Source organism: Verrucomicrobium sp. BvORR106 (assembly GCF_000739655.1).
In the GTDB taxonomy this organism is placed as follows: Bacteria; Verrucomicrobiota; Verrucomicrobiia; order Verrucomicrobiales; family Verrucomicrobiaceae; genus Verrucomicrobium.
The window spans coordinates 17,335-32,510 of record NZ_BATR01000087.1 but is presented as its reverse complement, the minus strand read 5'-3'; the positions used below and the strand labels follow the sequence as shown (position 1 = coordinate 32,510).

General features: G+C 62.4%; 12 protein-coding genes. 11 read left to right on the top strand and 1 reads right to left on the bottom strand.

Translation table 11 applies throughout. The features are described from left to right. The first annotated feature begins 81 nt into the window (after positions 1 to 81). From BV106_RS13400 to BV106_RS13380, 5 genes are all read left to right on the top strand, one after another. Positions 82 to 2,457 (top strand): ComEC/Rec2 family competence protein, encoded by a 2,376-nt coding sequence (locus BV106_RS13400; RefSeq protein WP_038165403.1) that lies wholly within the window; start codon positions 82 to 84, stop codon positions 2,455 to 2,457. 408 nt (positions 2,458 to 2,865) lie between these two features. Further along, a complete protein-coding gene (locus tag BV106_RS13395; RefSeq protein ID WP_265595650.1) occupies positions 2,866 to 3,315 on the top strand; it encodes a hypothetical protein in 450 nt (149 codons plus the stop codon). Positions 3,316 to 3,454: 139 nt separating this feature from the next. Then, positions 3,455 to 5,500 (top strand): ABC transporter substrate-binding protein, encoded by a 2,046-nt coding sequence (locus BV106_RS13390; RefSeq protein WP_038165399.1) that lies wholly within the window; start codon positions 3,455 to 3,457, stop codon positions 5,498 to 5,500. A gap of 59 nt (positions 5,501 to 5,559) precedes the next feature. Next, positions 5,560 to 7,182, top strand: a complete 1,623-nt coding sequence (locus BV106_RS13385; protein WP_038165397.1) for a hypothetical protein — start codon at positions 5,560 to 5,562, stop codon at positions 7,180 to 7,182. After that, the gene (locus BV106_RS13380) at positions 7,182 to 8,054 is read left to right on the top strand and encodes an ABC transporter ATP-binding protein (RefSeq protein ID WP_051945753.1); all 873 of its coding nucleotides are present in this window, start codon (positions 7,182 to 7,184) and stop codon (positions 8,052 to 8,054) included. Before BV106_RS13385 ends, BV106_RS13380 begins: the two co-directional genes overlap by 1 nt. A 513-nt stretch (positions 8,055 to 8,567) precedes the next feature. Here BV106_RS13380 and tnpA read toward each other — a convergent pair. Then, a complete protein-coding gene (gene tnpA / locus BV106_RS13375) occupies positions 8,568 to 9,020 on the bottom strand; it encodes an IS200/IS605 family transposase (protein WP_038165396.1) in 453 nt (150 codons plus the stop codon). 857 nt (positions 9,021 to 9,877) lie between these two features. On the opposite strand from tnpA, the gene BV106_RS13370 reads away from it, so the two are divergent. The 6 genes from BV106_RS13370 to BV106_RS13345 all read left to right on the top strand — a co-directional run bounded on the left by BV106_RS13370 (position 9,878) and on the right by BV106_RS13345 (position 15,168). Then, entirely contained in the window at positions 9,878 to 10,465 is a 588-nt protein-coding gene (locus tag BV106_RS13370) for an Rrf2 family transcriptional regulator (protein WP_038165395.1), read from the top strand. 8 nt (positions 10,466 to 10,473) lie between these two features. Beyond that, positions 10,474 to 10,671: a YezD family protein gene (locus BV106_RS13365; RefSeq protein ID WP_038165394.1), complete on the top strand. Its 198-nt coding sequence runs from the start codon at positions 10,474 to 10,476 to the stop codon at positions 10,669 to 10,671. A gap of 320 nt (positions 10,672 to 10,991) precedes the next feature. After that, positions 10,992 to 12,170 (top strand): porin, encoded by a 1,179-nt coding sequence (locus tag BV106_RS13360; RefSeq protein ID WP_038165393.1) that lies wholly within the window; start codon positions 10,992 to 10,994, stop codon positions 12,168 to 12,170. Between the two features lie 112 nt (positions 12,171 to 12,282). Then, positions 12,283 to 13,290, top strand: a complete 1,008-nt coding sequence (locus BV106_RS13355; protein ID WP_038165467.1) for a sulfate ABC transporter substrate-binding protein — start codon at positions 12,283 to 12,285, stop codon at positions 13,288 to 13,290. 163 nt (positions 13,291 to 13,453) lie between these two features. Next, positions 13,454 to 14,416, top strand: a complete 963-nt coding sequence (gene cysK / locus BV106_RS13350) for a cysteine synthase A (RefSeq protein WP_038165386.1) — start codon at positions 13,454 to 13,456, stop codon at positions 14,414 to 14,416. Positions 14,417 to 14,421: 5 nt separating this feature from the next. Continuing rightward, positions 14,422 to 15,168 carry a succinylglutamate desuccinylase/aspartoacylase family protein gene (locus tag BV106_RS13345; protein ID WP_038165384.1) on the top strand — a complete coding sequence of 249 codons (747 nt, stop codon included), beginning with the start codon at positions 14,422 to 14,424 and terminating at the stop codon, positions 15,166 to 15,168. Positions 15,169 to 15,176: the final 8 nt, after the last annotated feature.

Below are 15,176 nucleotides of genomic sequence, written 5' to 3'. Positions count from 1 at the left end.
CACCTTGGCGTTTGCAGGACATCTCACTGGATCCAATCTTCCTGACTCACTCCGCTCCCGCCACCTCACCCCGTTCTCTGCTTGTTCAATCCCCTGCCTTACCTTGCAAGACGCCCGCTGGTCACGCTGGCGCTGGCGGCGGTGGTGGGGATTCTCATCGGAGGGGTGCTGCCGGCGGGGTGGTTCACTCTCGCGGCCGCAGGTGGACTGGCGGTGGTCGCGCTTATTGTGACGGCGATCCGGCTCTGCGCTGGCCTTCCCGCGTTGGCCCTCACCACGGCGCTGGTGTTTGCCACGCTGCATCTCGTGACCCGGCAGACGACGGAGATTCACCCGCTGCGTACTTTCCTTGAACATCGGGATCCGATGGCGGGCCTGACAGTAACGGCCGCGGGCCGGGTGGAGAAGGCGCTGCGACGGGATCTGCCGGGGAATGTGACACGGGAGGAGTACTTCGTGGCGACGGAGATCACCTCCCCCACCCTGGGCCGGCAATGGACGGGGCCGACGGTGTTGCGACTGGTGACGGGAGGAAAGGAGAACCTGCCTCCGGGGAAGTATCAGGTCACGGGGTTCATCCGGCTGCCCCCGTTGGCGGACAATCCGGGCCAGTTCAACGAGCGCGTGTATGATCTGCGGCTGGGTCTGGTGGCGGAGTTGCGCGGGATTGAGATCCACCCCCTGGCGTTGGATCGCTGGAACCTGGATGCGTGGCTGGTCTCCGCGGCGGAGCGCTGTCGCGCCTGGGTGGAGCAGGCTTTGAAGATCGATCTGGAAAACGCGCCGGAAGAGTATGCGGTGATCGTGGCCATGGCGCTGGGCACAGTGCAAAGTGACGCGGCCGATCTGCAGACGCCGTTCCGCAACAGCGGCACGCTGCACATCTTCTCCGTAAGCGGGCTGCATGTGGCCATCGTGGGCTTCATTCTGTGGAAGCTGCTGAAGGCCTTTGGCCTGAGGCGGGGTGCGCTGCTGGCGGTGCTCATTCCCGTGTTGTTCGGGTACGCGTTCATCACCGGCCTCCGCCCCTCAGCGGTGCGTGCGGCGGTGATGGCCTCGGTCTTTCTCTGCGGGGCGTTGTTTCATCGAAAGGGCGACCTCATGAACAGCCTGGGAGGCTCGGCGGTGCTGTTGCTGGCGTATGACACCCAGCAGCTGTACGCGCCGGGGTTTCAGCTCTCCTTTGCGGTGCTGGGGGCGATCGCCCTGCTGGCGGGTCCGTTCACGCGCCCCTTCCTGCGCTGGGTGAATCCGGATCCCTTTATTCCCCAGGTGCTGCTCACTCCGTCCCAACAATGGGCCTGGGAGATGCGCAAGCAATTGGTGGGCCTCTTCACCGTCTCCGGCGCGGCCTGGGTGGGGAGTCTGCCGCTCACGCTGGGCCACTTCCAACTGGCCACGCCCGTGGCCCTGCTGGCGAACGTGGTGCTGGTGCCGCTCTCGTTCTGCGTGCTCTTTGCCGCAGTGCTCACGCTGCTGAGCGCCGCGGCGCACCTCACGGCGGTGCAGGCACTCTTCAGCAATGCCAACTGGCTGATGGCCTGGCTGACGATGAAGTCGGCAGTGTTCTTTGCCTCCCTGCCCGGAGGTAATTTCCACATCGCCGCGCCTTGGTTCGAGGAGACAGCACCTGCGGAGCTGGTGGTCCTGCGTATGCCAGAGAGCGCGGCCGTGCAGCACCTGAGGGCGGGGAGCTCCCAGTGGCTGCTGGACACGGGCAGCGCCAAGGACCTGCGCTACCTGCTCCAGCCTTATCTGGCCTACCGCGGAGTGGACCGGCTGGACGGGGTGATGCTGAGTCACAATGACATCCAGCATGCCGGGGCGGCCAGCCAGCTCTGGCAGAGCCACCGGCCGCCGCTCTACCACCACGCGGCGACCGAGCCCTGGCGATGGGATGCCTCCAACACCGCCTTCAAAAAACTGCGATCCTCCACCTGGCCGGGTCAGGCCCTGCAAAGGGGGGACAAACTGACGCTGGGAGGGAGCGAGGGTGTGGAGGTGACGGCAGAGGTGCTCTACCCGCCCGCACAGCTGTGGTCCCGCCGTGCGGACGACCGAGCCCTGGTGATCCGCCTCTGCCTGGGGCCGCACCGTGTGCTCTGGTGCGGAGACAGCGGGTTCCTGGCGGAGAAGGCGCTGCTGGAAAACTTCACCCCGGACCAACTCAAATCGGACGTCCTGATCCGGAACCAGCACGCCAGCGATACCGTGTTCCTGCCGGAGTTCGTGGCAGCGGTGGCACCCAAGATCGTCATCTCCTCCAGTCAAAATTTTCCGGCGGGTCAACTGCTGCCAGAACACGTCCGCCAGACCTGCCGAGAGCAGGGCATCCTCCTTTTGGATCAGTCCCGGACCGGGGCGGTGCGGCTGAAAGCATGGGCTGAGAAACTAGAGATTACACCTTATCTTATTCCTGCTGAGATGGTTACCCTCTTCCCCACCTCCGGAGGTTGAGCCATTGAGGCGCAAGTCGGGTCGCAGTTCAGGAACCGCCTGGAGGTTTGACTTCCTTAAATAGCTAAGCTATCGTCACTCTGTGAGTGAAAAAAACAAATCCCTGAAGACGGCTCCACCGAGCGGTCATCCATCGATTTGCTTGCAGCCCTCCGCAACCGACTATCAGACCTTCATGGAGACGACAGCAAGAGCGCTGGGTCTCAAAGGAGTGAAGTCATCCGATCTCAAGCCGAGTCCGCGTGTGCTTTCGCTGCTGAGGTTGGATGCCTGATTGAAGACAGTCAGACGTTTTGGGAGCTCAGGGAACAGTTTCCCGAACTCTATATTGGTGCGGAACACTTGATTACTCAAGTGCCAGGAGAAGGGTTGGTAGGCAAATTCACCAAACCCCCTGCTTTTGGACTCGTGCCCATCGTGAAGCGGCTGGAAATTGTGGATTTGCGCTCTGAGAGTGCAGAAAAGCGATTCCGGGAGAGCATCGAGTTCGACCACGCCACTCCCTTGGAGTACCTGAACAGGTGGTCAGATGCCAACGATGTGTTCGGCGATGATGTACGGCTGAGGGCAGTGATTAGGTGGCGGGACGGCCAAATCTCGTTTGCGATTACACAGCCTCAGTACCATGGGGTGCCCGCTACGGCTTCCGAGCTGGAGAAGCACTTCCTGGCTTCTGGTTGGGAACGAGTGAGCAACGTGCAGGGCTATCCTGTCTTTTGGAACTACCTGTACCAGGTGCTGGCCTTCGATACCGCCACCCGCAATTGCTACATTTCTGAGAATGGGTTGCAGCCGTTTGACGTGATCCTGTACCGGCCGTCACCGGAAATGGAGAGATTCCTGAATCTCTGGGGGTAAACCGCCGCCTTTTCCGGTCGGTCGAGCCACAAGCAATCCCGAAATGCGACGCTCCGGCGAGCAAATTTGCAATCCGCCACAATTGTTCCCTGCAACTTGCCTTCCTGATCGGCTCCTGCTTAGGTGGTGCCTCTTTCGCATGCTCAAATCGCGGTGGGTCATCTTTGGAATTCCCTTGTCGCTGGCCCTGTTGACCGTTTGGTCGGCGGATCAGTCGGCGAAAAGCCAGCGCTTACGCGGGGGCAATCTGGTGGTGGCCTCAGCCGAGGGGCTGGAGCCGACGCTGAATCCCTACCAGCCGCTGAGCGAGGTGGACCGGCAGGTGGCCACGCTGACGCACGCGCCGCTCCTCCGGATCGGCAAAGATGGACGCCTGGAGGGCGCACTGGCCAAGTCCTGGACCTGGTCCCAGCAGACGAGTTTCTGGTTTGCCAATGACAACTACGCCCAGCAGGCTGCGAAAAAGGTGCGAGCCCTGGGCCCGGCGGCCTCGATGCGGCTGCACCTGAGCTCTGCGGAAGCGATGGGCAATGAACTGCTGGTGCGCTTTTCCGATGCGGGCAGCGCAGGTGGCGCGGCCGTGCATCAGGCCATCGCGGAATTCGGTCCCCTGCCCGTGGAGACCATCCGCGTGGAAATGAATGAGCCGGCGTGGTCTCACCACGAGTACTTCGTGCAGCACGCGGTGGAGAAGGCGCAGGTGAAGGAGGTGTGGTTCGATGGACCGAAGGCCTACGAACTGCGCGTGAGCGGGGAGTCGCTGCGCTTCTTTGAGGAACTGGCGCTCTATTACCAGAATCTGCCTGCCCTGGGGGCCAAGATGCGGATCGTGGCCAAGACGCCCATGCTGGAGCGCCCGCTGCTGGAAATGCCGTTGAAGCCGGGCGTGACCTTCCACGATGGCACGCCGGTGACCTCTGCCGATGTGGAGCGCACGGTGAAGCTGGTGCTGGCGCAGCCCTGGCCGGTGCCGGGGCGGGACATCCTGCGGATGATCCATCTCTGGGACTCCAGTGACCCCACCCAGGTCCGGGTGAGCTTCCGCGAAACGTACGGCCCGGCGCTGACGGCGTTTGTGGGGCTGCCCGTCCTCCCGGCCAAGTGGATCGAACGCCAGGGGAATGAACTGGCGGCGGTGCGGAAGCCTTTCCTAACGGACGCGCCCCCCGGGGCGGGCCCCTTCAAGCTGGCCCGAGTGACGGACAAGCAGCTCTTCCTCCAGCGCCAGGGGGCAGTCGCCGGGGACGAGGAGCCCGCGGGCATCGAGTTTCGCCTGGGGCAGTCGGCGTCCAACATCCGGCTCGGCTTTGCGATGAAACGCGTGGGCCTGTTCTGGCCAGACAGCAGCAGCATCAAGAGCATGGTGGAGGATCCTGAGGTGGCGGTGCGCTCCAGCAGCCCGCGGAATCGCCTGCAGGTGATGTGGAACTGCCGCAAGGCTCCCCTTAATGACGTGCGCATCCGCGCCATCCTGGGTCAGGCGGTGGATCGCAAGGCGATGGTGAACGACTTCCTGCAAGGGCAGGGCGAGATCTGTGAAGGCATCTTCCAGCCGGGGCTGTGGTACACGCCGGAACTGCCTGCGGTGGCGTATGATCCGCTGCGGGGCCGGCAGGCGCTCTATGAGATGGGCTGGATCAAGAATGCCGACGGCAAGGTGGTGAAGGACGGACAGGTCTTCACGATCGAGCTTCTGACGGTGGCGGGCAGCCCGGAACGCACGCGACTGGCGAAGCGCCTGGCGGACTCTTGGGCAACGCTGGGGATCGACACGCAGGTGGTGGAAGTGCCGTGGCAGGAGCTCATCGGCCAGCGGCTGCAGGGGCGGCGCTTCGATGCGGCGCTGCTGGGTCTGGACTTTGAGCTGGCCTGGGATCAGTGGCCATACTGGCACTCCAGCCAGGCGGCTCGCGGGCTGAACTTCTCCGGCGTGACCGATGCCGGGTTGGACGCGTTGCTCTCAGCGCTGCGCTCGGAATTTGAACCCGCCCGCGTGCCGGCCCTGGCTCAGGCGGTGGAGGAGCGGCTCCTCGAACTCAAGCCCTTCCTGCCCCTGTTCGCGGGCGGGAATCCCGTGGCGGTGCGGCGGGATGCGCTGCCGAGCTTCCAGCGGGAGCAGGCGGCCCTGTTCCAGGACCTGCGCCAGAGCATGGAAACCGTGCCTGCCCCGACCACGGCCCCCTAAGCTCGTGTTCCCTTATCCCTCTTTCTTCCCTTATCCCTCTTCCCTCTCCGGCCTAACCGATGGACCGCCTCCGCTCTGCCCCTTCCTACCTCCCGGTCCGCGCCTTTCTGGTCTGCGCCATCCTCGCGCTGGGGCTGCTGCAATGGAGCGGTGCCACTCTGGGCGACTCGTTTGAGTTCCTCATCGGTGTGCTGCCGGTGGGGCTGAACGCGGAGTCCCTGGTGATGGTGCTGGTGCAGCGGGCGCTGCCCTCCTTCCTCCTGATCACCCTGGCGCTGACCATGGGGCTGAGTTCTGCCCTGGCACTCTCCGTGGTCATCTCCGGAGCCGGGGGCCGAGTGGCCCGCACGGTGGGCTGGCTGGGCCGGGCCATGGTGGGGGTGCCGCCGATGTTGTGGGCCTTTGGCCTGGTGTACCTGCTGGTGAGCGTGTGGCGGCTGCCCGTGGAGACGTTGTTCCCCTACGATCCGCCTGCGGGCATGGAGCCTGCGACGGTGCGGCTGGGCCGGGCGCTGTGGGCCTGGATCGTGCCCGCGCTGGTGCTGGCCGCGCCAGTGTTCGGCATGGCACTGTTCTCCATCACCCACCGCTTGAGCGTGCTGCTGAAGGATCCCATGCTGGGCCCGCTCAAGTCGCGCGGTCTCTCGCGCGCGACGATCAAGTACCGCCACCTGATGCCGGAACTGCGCGTGCACCTGGTGCGCCTGGCCCGCCCTGCGGCGGCCCTGCTGCTGGCCTTTGCCATCCCCGTGGAGCACATTTTCATGGTGGAGGGCTGGGGAGCCTTTGCGGCGGATGCGCTGAAGTTCCAGCACCCGCTGCAGCTCGCGGCCACGGTGTACCTGGCGGGCATCATGCTGGCGGCCTGGTATGTGCTGCTGGATCTGGCGGATAAACGCAGCCTCCCGCCGGCGATGGAGCATGTGGAAGATGTGGAGCAGACCCAGAACCGCGTGTGCGCGGTGGCGGGCGGCCTGCTGGCGGTGGCGCTGATCACGGCCCTCTGGTGGACTCCGGCGGGGTCCGCGTGGCAGTCTGCCTGGAAGCTGATGTGGCGTGAGGCGGGCGGCAGTCTGGCCGCCTCGGTGCTGGCCACCCTGCTGGTGGTGTTGAGCGGCCTGACCATCTCCCCTGCCCGCTGGCCCCGTTTGTTTCCCAAAACCGGGCTGGCCGCCACCCTGGCGGCGATGCCGCTGCTGCTGCTCTGGATGGCGTACTCCGCCCTGCCCGGGGTGTCCACAGTGACCGTCTGGGGCCTGCTGGTGCTGGTGACGGCGATCCCCGGCATGGCGGCGTTTCATGCCACCTACCGGGAGAACAATTTCCATCTGCTGGCGGAGACCTCCTTCTCCCTGGGGCGCAGCCACTGGGGCTACTGGTGGGATCACTTGTTTCTGAATGCGCTGCCCAGCCTGCTGAACTGGCTGCTGCGCACCGCCTCCAGCGTCCTGATCTGGAAGGGCGTCTATGACTTCATCTGCGCCTCCCGCCCGGACGCAGGCCTCACCACGCCCACCTGGGGCCGGATGATGGCCCAGAATGCGGCGCGATTTTTAGATGAACCGTTGGAGGTTGCGGCACCCGCCCTGCTTATGGCACTCTGGGCCTTGAGTTTTCGGCTTCTCAGCCGAGCCTTCCGCACCGATACCCCCGTCGCTCGAATTTCACCCTTTGCCTCGTGATGGACACCTCCGCTGCCCCCGCCGCCAGTACTGACTTGTTGAAGATCCGGGACCTGAAGATCACGTTCCACAAGCAGCACGGCGAGCCGTTTCAGGCGGTGAAGGGCATCGATCTGGAACTGAAGTCCGGCGAGAGCATGGCCATCGTGGGCGAGAGCGGCAGCGGCAAGAGCGTGACCGCCCTCTCCCTGGCCCGCCTGCTGCCGGAGCCCCCTGCTCGCATTGAGGCCAGCACGTTCCAGCTCGGCGGGCGGGATGTGTTGAAACTCTCCGAGGCCGAGCTGCGCAAGATTCGCGGCAAGGAGATCGCTTATGTGTTTCAGGAGCCCAGTACTTCCTTGAACCCGGTGCTGACCATCCGCACCCAGATGGCGGAGGCGCTGCAGCTGCACCGACCGGATGTGAAAGACCTGGACGCGGAGATCGTGAAGTGGCTCTACCAGGTGGGCATTGTGGAGCCGGAGAAGCGCCTCCGCGCGTACCCGCATGAGCTGAGCGGCGGCATGCAACAGCGTGTGATGATCGCCATGGCGCTGTGCTGCCAGCCCCGGCTGCTCATTGCCGATGAGCCCACCACCGCGCTGGATGTGACCATTCAGAAGCAGATCATCGACCTCCTGGCCGAGCTCAAAGCGAGTCTGAACATGAGCGTGATCCTGATCACCCACAACTTCGCCATCATCCGCGGCATCGCGGACAAAGTGGCCGTGATGTTCCGCGGCCAGATCGTGGAAAGCGGCACCACCGAGGAGGTGTTGGGGAATCCGCAGCATCCGTATACCAAGGCGTTGTTGGAATGCGTGCCGCGGTTGGGCGTGAAGCAGGCGCGGTTGAAGGCGATCGATTACGCGGCAGTTGAAGCGGCGTTGTAGGGCGGGGGGGGCGAAGCGGGAGTTGGAAGGTGGGAAGGTCGGCGGGGTGGGTTGGATGTGTTGGGACGTTTGATGACGTCGGGCCTTCAGCCCTCTGAATTCTTTTTGGATGCGTCAACCCAGGGCGTTGCCCTGGGGTGGTATAACACCGGGCCTTTGGCCCTCAATGCATGCGACCGATGCATGCCCAGCTACCGCAATCCGGTCATGAGGGCCAACGGCCCGGATTCATACCAGCCTGGGGCAGCGCCCCAGGTTACGGGGTAAGATGAAATTTTGAGGGCTGAAGGCCCGGCGTCATTCAGGCGGATTCATCGCCCGGGGCGGTTGATGACACCGGGCCATTGGCCTTCAATGCATGCGACCGATGCAGGCCTAGCCACCGCAACCCGGTCATGAGGGCCAACGGCCCGGCCTCATACCAGCCTGGGGCAACGCCCCAGGTTTGATGTAACAAGCAGCTCTGAGGGCTGAAAGCCCGGCGTCATTCAGGCTTCCTTGTGGTTATCGCCCTTAATCCCACACGTACGCCTCGTTGTACTCCACCCCGTACTTCCGCAAAAACGCGCGGTATTCGTCTTGAAACGTCCGCGTCCGATGATGGTCCTCCTGGTTGTCGATGTACGCCACCACCGCGTCGACATCGGCCGGGGCGACGGAAAAAGCACCGTATCCCCGTTGCCAGGAGCAGCCGCCTAGTTCGGGCTGTTGTTTCTTCATCCACTTTGAAGACCCTGTCTTGAGCTTCTCCACAAACTCGGAGATGGAGACGGTGCGAGACAATCGCACTGCCAGATGGACGTGATCTGACACCCCACCCACGCGGTAGCAATCGCAATTCAGGTCTCGTGCAATCTCAGCCAGGTACGCGTGCAATCCCGGTCGGACGGATGGGCCGATGCACGGGAATCGATCGTGGGTGCTGAAGATGAAATGGACGACGACGAGGCTCAAGGACTGAGGCATGACACGTGGAGTAAAGATCAAGCCCGTGATTTGGATAGAGGAAAGAGAAACGAAGCGAGGGGTGGGCGGAGAAGAGGGTGGAAGGAACGGTCGACTGAATGACGCCGGGCCTTCAGCCCTCTGAGTTCTTTTTGGAGACGTAAACCCAGGGCGTTGCCCTGGGCTGGTATGACCCCGGGCCTTCAGCCCTCTGAGTTCTTTTTTGGAGACGTCAACCCAGGGCGTTGCCCTGGGCTGGTATGACGCCGGGCCCTTGGCCCTCAATGCAGGATGGATTGGCAGCATTGGGACAAAGACATGTCAGGAGCCGGAGAGAGTCGGGGGGCATTGATGCACCTGCCACGCGGTTTCCCATGGCGGAAGCCCTATATCGACAGTCCTGCCCTCACAAAGCATGCGAACGATTCATGCCCGACCACCGCATTCCGGTCATGAGGGCCAACGGCCCGGCCTCATACCAGCCTGGGGCAACGCCCCAGGTTCTGGGATAACTAGAAGCTTTGAGGGCTGAAGGCCCGGCGTCATTCAGGCGGTTCGTCGCCCATCCAATCAAATCCCCACCGCGCTGCTCTGATTTCCCGGCTTTAATTCCCCCAAATGGGCCGCAAAAGCGGCGCTTCACGCACGCACTCCACAGCGATTGCGTCGCCAGGTGATGGCTACATTGAGGCCCAAGGACACGCCTCAGACTTCAACATCTCCACACCCATACAACTCATCATCAACGCATTACAAACACAACCCTCCATCACTCCATCACTCCCCCACTCCAATTCCCCACCAACCCCATAGGAATACATGCACATTTATTTCAATTCCTACTTGCGCTATGTAGATTGGAACTTTATAGATTGCGCATGCACCTCACCAAAAAAGGCGAATATGCCCTCCGAACCCTTATCCGATTGGGCATTGCTCAGCGGCAGGGCAAGGATGTCGTGTCCGTCTCCAATTTGGCTGAGGGCGAGAACCTGCCGTTCAAGTTCATTGAAAACATTCTTCAAGAACTGCGACTGGCTGGTTATGTGGAAAGCAAGAGAGGCAAGGAGGGCGGATGCCGCCTGGCCAAGCCCCAAGTGGAGATTACGATCGGTGAAGTGGTTCGTCTTATCGACGGCCGGCTGGCCCCGATCGGATGTGCGAGTGAGACAGACTACGAACGATGTACGTGTCCCGACGAGCACCACTGCGGTCTCCGGATGCTGATGATTGATGTGCGCAATGCCATCGCCCAGATCCTCGACCGATACACACTGGCGGATGTCGTCTCCGTCACCCTCCGCAAGATGGAGCGAGACGGCGTGCAACTGCCCTTCGAAGCCGAACCTGAAAAGCCTGCCAAGAGTAAAACCACCCAACGAGTTACCAAACCCAGCCGCGTGCGACATGCGGATCCTCTCGACGGTTTTCTCACGCTTCTCACCAAACCTCAGAACCCTCTCTAATCCTCCCCATGAGCTACTCCGTTGAAAATGACCTCGCCACTGAAGCGTGGGTTGAAATCGTCCGCCGCAAGGTGGATGCCATGCGTTTTGGATCCGTCCAGATCGTCGTCCATGAAGGCCGCGTCACCCAGGTGGAAAGCACCGAGAAGACGCGCCTCCCCGACGCCGTGAACGGCGGTCAGGCCTCCATCAAAAAGCGAGCCTGATCCCGCCATGCCCGATCCTTCTCAAGACAGCCAGTTGACCGTTTGTTGATTCATAATTAGCGCGGCAAAAATACTTAGCCCGCGCACCAAGGGACTGACCGGAATACCGGAGGTTTCAAGGAAACAAACAGTGCCTGCCGAAGCGTCCCACGACGCCTGTGTGTTCACTGTTACCTCCACTCCCAGACAGTAAGTTCAGACCTTGACGTCCTTGCCGACCGCATCCCCGGAGGCATCAACCAGAGCCAGTACGCGCTTGTGTGCCACCGGAACCCCGGAGCCGCCGCATCCCTCAAGTTAATCAGCACAACAACAACCGCATGAAATTCCGCAACACCATCAAGAGCCAGGCGCTGCTGGCGCTCACCGTGACCTCCCTCACGGTCGGAGCCCAGGCCGGCGAAGTCGTCACCTCCTCCGGCAAGGGGAGCGCCCCCGTCCAGAAGGAAGAGAAGGAAGAATCCCTCTATGACAAGATCTGGGGACTCGCCACGCTCTACAAGAACAAGGACAACCCGATCATCCAGGAGTTCAAGCTCCGCGGCCGTTACCAGGGCCAGTATCATTGGGTGGATTCCGACCAGGGCGATGAAGACGGTTGGGAAGACCGCCGCTCCCGCTTCGGTTTCGACGCCAAGCTCTTCAACCAGTTTGACGTTCGTTTGGATGCGCAGAGCTCCGATGGCTTTGACCCCTTCTACAACGGCCTGGTGGACGCTTACATCAAGTGGCGCCCCTCGAAGGAGTTCAACCTGACGGTGGGCCGCCAGAAGCCCCAGATCGGTTACTACGACTTCCTCCAGTCCACGAACAACCAGCCGACCTTTGAGCGCTCCCAGATCTTCAACCAACTGCGCGTGGACCGCGTGGTGGGTGCGATCGCAGACGGCAAGGTGGGTAACTTCACCTACCAGGCGGGCATCTACTCCAATGACATCGATGAGGAGTTCGGTCAGTTCGATGGCGGCATCGCCTTTGGTGCCGGCTTCGGCTACGACTTCAAGGAAGCCCTCGGCGTGAAGAAGGCTGACTGGCGTTTCGACTGGCTGCACAGCGAGATCGAAGCTGGCAGCACCATCCTGAACCGCTATGAAGACCTGTTCTCCAGCACCTTCTGGGTGCAGGACGGCCGCATCGGTCTCGTGGTGGAAGGCTTCGCCGGCACCGGCCAGGCCGATGACGCATGGGGCTTCTTCATCCAGCCGACGTTCGACCTTGTCCCCGACAAGCTTCAGCTCGTGGGCCGCTATTCCTTCGCGGATGGCGATGGTCCGGACGCTGTGTATGCCCAGAGCCGCTATGAGCGCAACGCCCCCAACCTGACCGGTGGCGGACGTGGCGATCGTTACAACGCAGCCTATCTCGGCTTCCAGTACTTCATCTACGGTGACAAGCTGAAGGTGCTCGGCGGTGCTGAGTACGCGGATGTGGACGGCGGCGGCAACGGTGGCGACTACAGCGGCTGGACCTACCTCACGGGTGTCCGCTTCTCCTTCTAAGCTTCTCAGCAGAGTCTGAACCGCTTTGCCGGAGCAATCCGGCCCCCAGAAAAAAGACCCCGCCTTTTCCCCCTTCAAAAAAATCAAAGTCAAAACACAACACCTCCAGAACATGAACAAGAAATTCTTCCTCAAATCCGTGCTCGCCCTGACGGCGACCGGCGTGCTGGGCTCCTCGCTCTTCGCAGAAGGCCTGTTGAATGTTTCCTATGACCCGACCCGTGAGCTCTATGTCGAGTTCAACAAGGCGTTTGCGAAGCACTGGAAGGACACGACCGGCAAGGACGTCACGATTGACCAGTCCCACGGTGGTTCCGGCAAGCAGGCCCGTGCGGTCATCGACGGCCTCGAAGCCGACGTGGTGACGCTGGCCCTGGCCAACGACGTGAACGCGATCGCCGACAAGGCCGGCCTCCTGCCCACCGACTGGCAGAAGCGCCTCCCGAACAACTCCGCCCCCTACACCAGCACGATCGTCTTCATCGTCCGTGCCGGCAACCCCAAGGGCATCAAGGACTGGGATGACCTCATCAAGGACGGCGTGTCCGTGATCACCCCGAACCCGAAGACCTCCGGTGGCGCCCAGTGGAACTACCTGGCCGCCTGGGAGTTCGCCAAGCGCAAGTTCGGCAGCGACGACAAGGCCAAGGAGTTCGTGAAGAAGCTCTACAAGAACGTGCCGGTGCTCGACTCCGGTGCCCGCGCCTCCACGAACACCTTCGTGCAGCGTGAACTGGGTGACGTCTTCATCTCCTGGGAAAACGAGGCTTTCCTCGTGCAGAAGGAGTTCGGCGCCACCAAGTACCAGACGATCGTCCCCTCCCTGAGCATCCTCGCTGAGCCCTCCGTGGCCGTGGTGGACAAAATCGTGGACAAGAAGGGCACTCGCGCCGTGGCCGAAGCCTACCTCAAGTACCTCTACTCTGACGAAGGCCAGGACATCGCCGGCAAGAACTTCTACCGCCCCCGCTCCGAGAAAGCCGCTGCCAAGTACGGCGCGACCTTCCCGAAGCTGAACCTCTTCACCATCGACGAAGCTTTCGGTGGCTGGGTGAAAGCGGCCAAGACCCACTTTGCTGACGGCGGCACGTTCGACGAGATCTACACGCCCGCCAAGTAAGCAAGTCTTCAAGGGAGCATTGCTCCGCATTCAGTTTTTTCAGTAGTGCCGTGTGAGAGTTGGTTGGTTGGAAAAAGGGGCCGCCGGGGGACCGGCGGCCCCGAACCACCAAAAAGAACCCGGCCTGATCCCCACTCAATCAACCTTAGGAAATAAACTTCCCATGTCCTTCTACCCCAGCATCGTTGACACCGTAGGCCGCACCCCCCTGGTCAAACTGAACCGCATCTCTGCCGGGCTGCCTGCCACGATCGCGCTCAAAGGGGAGTTCAAGAATCCGCTGGGCAGTGTGAAGGACCGCATCGGCCGCGCCATGATCGAGGCCGCCGAGCTCTCGGGCGAACTCAAGCCCGGAGCCACCATCATCGAGCCCACCTCGGGCAACACGGGCATCGCCCTGGCCTTTGTGGCCGCGGCCAAGGGCTATCCCATCATTTTGACGATGCCAGAAAGCATGAGCCTGGAGCGCCGTACGCTGCTGGCCCTGCTGGGCGCCACGCTGGTGCTGACGCCGGCCAAAGACGGCATGAAAGGCGCGATCCGCCGCGCTGAGGAGCTGGCTGCCGAGACGCCTGGCTCCTGGGTGCCGCAACAGTTCAACAACCCCGCCAACCCGGAAGTGCACCGCCGCACGACGGCGGAAGAGATCTGGGCCGACACAGACGGCGAGATCGACATCTTCGTGTCCGCCGTGGGCACGGGTGGCACGCTCACGGGCGTGGGTGAGGTGATCAAGGGGCGCAAGCCTGAGTTCCGCGCCATCGCCGTGGAGCCGAATGACTCCCCCGTTATTTCCCAGACGCTGAAGGGTGAGCCCATCGTGCCCGGCCCGCACAAGATCCAGGGCACCGGCGCCGGCTTCGTGCCGAAGAATCTGAACACCAACATCATCGATGAAGTGGTGCGCGTGACCAATGAGGACGCGATTGAAACGGCCCGCCGCCTGGCCATTGAGGAAGGCATCCTGGTGGGGATCTCCACCGGCGCCAATGTGTGGGCCGCATTGCAAGTGGCCGCGAGGCCGGAGAACAAGAACAAGCTCATCGTGACGGTGGGGTGTAGCACGGGCGAACGCTATCTCTCCACCGCCCTGGCCGAAGAGGCCCGAAACAAAGTTGCTGCATAAAGACCATGTCCGCCCTGAAACTCGCCACCTACGAAGAACGTTACATCAGCCGCCTGAGCACCCGTACTCTGGCGGCAGCACAGCCCTCTTTCATCCCCAAGCTGGTCTGCAAGCCCTCGCGCGGGCAGGACACGCTGAAGGTGGGCATCTTTGCCGGTCTTCATGGTGACGAGCAGGCGGGCATCAATGCCGCTTATGAACTCCTCCGCTGGGCGTGGAACGACCCGGAGGAGTTGCAGGATTACGAGTTGCACCTCTACCCGATCTGCAACCCTTCCGGCCACCGTCTGCAGACGCGCCACTCCTGGCGGGACCTGGATCTGAACCGCGAATTTTGGAGCGGTTCCCAGGAGCCTGAGGTGGTGTATCTGGAGAACGAGCTGCGCCGTGAGAAGTACGACGCCATCATCGCCCTCCACACGGATGACGAGCAGGATGGTGTGTACGGCTTCGTGAGCGGCACGCTCCTGAGCGAGGAAGTGCTGCAGCCCGCGCTGCAGGCGGCCAGCAAGATCCTGCCGCTGAACAATCACCACCTCATCGATGGCTTCCTGGCCAAGGCCGGCATCATCAAGGAGGGGTACCAGGGCGTGCTCAGCGCCCCACCGGAACAACGCCCGAAGGCGATGGAGATCGTCTTTGAGACCCCTGGTCTCGCCCCGCTGGAGAAGCAGGTGGCGGCCACCGTGGTGGCGGTGAAGACCATCCTCGCCGAGTTCCGCCTTCTGCACGCTTACGCTCCCAATCTCTAAAGAACACA

Bases quoted from the DNA above. Each gene is read 5' to 3' on its own strand.
- BV106_RS13360 (WP_038165393.1), top strand. From the start codon at position 10,992: ATGAAATTCCGCAACACCATCAAGAGCCAGGCGCTGCTGGCGCTCACC.
- BV106_RS13345 (WP_038165384.1), top strand. From the start codon at position 14,422: ATGTCCGCCCTGAAACTCGCCACCTACGAAGAACGTTACATCAGCCGC.
- BV106_RS13355 (WP_038165467.1), top strand. From the start codon at position 12,283: ATGAACAAGAAATTCTTCCTCAAATCCGTGCTCGCCCTGACGGCGACC.
- BV106_RS13390 (WP_038165399.1), top strand. From the start codon at position 3,455: ATGCTCAAATCGCGGTGGGTCATCTTTGGAATTCCCTTGTCGCTGGCC.
- tnpA (WP_038165396.1), bottom strand. From the start codon at position 9,020: ATGCCTCAGTCCTTGAGCCTCGTCGTCGTCCATTTCATCTTCAGCACC.
- BV106_RS13370 (WP_038165395.1), top strand. From the start codon at position 9,878: ATGCACCTCACCAAAAAAGGCGAATATGCCCTCCGAACCCTTATCCGA.
- cysK (WP_038165386.1), top strand. From the start codon at position 13,454: ATGTCCTTCTACCCCAGCATCGTTGACACCGTAGGCCGCACCCCCCTG.
- BV106_RS13380 (WP_051945753.1), top strand. From the start codon at position 7,182: ATGGACACCTCCGCTGCCCCCGCCGCCAGTACTGACTTGTTGAAGATC.
- BV106_RS13385 (WP_038165397.1), top strand. From the start codon at position 5,560: ATGGACCGCCTCCGCTCTGCCCCTTCCTACCTCCCGGTCCGCGCCTTT.
- BV106_RS13365 (WP_038165394.1), top strand. From the start codon at position 10,474: ATGAGCTACTCCGTTGAAAATGACCTCGCCACTGAAGCGTGGGTTGAA.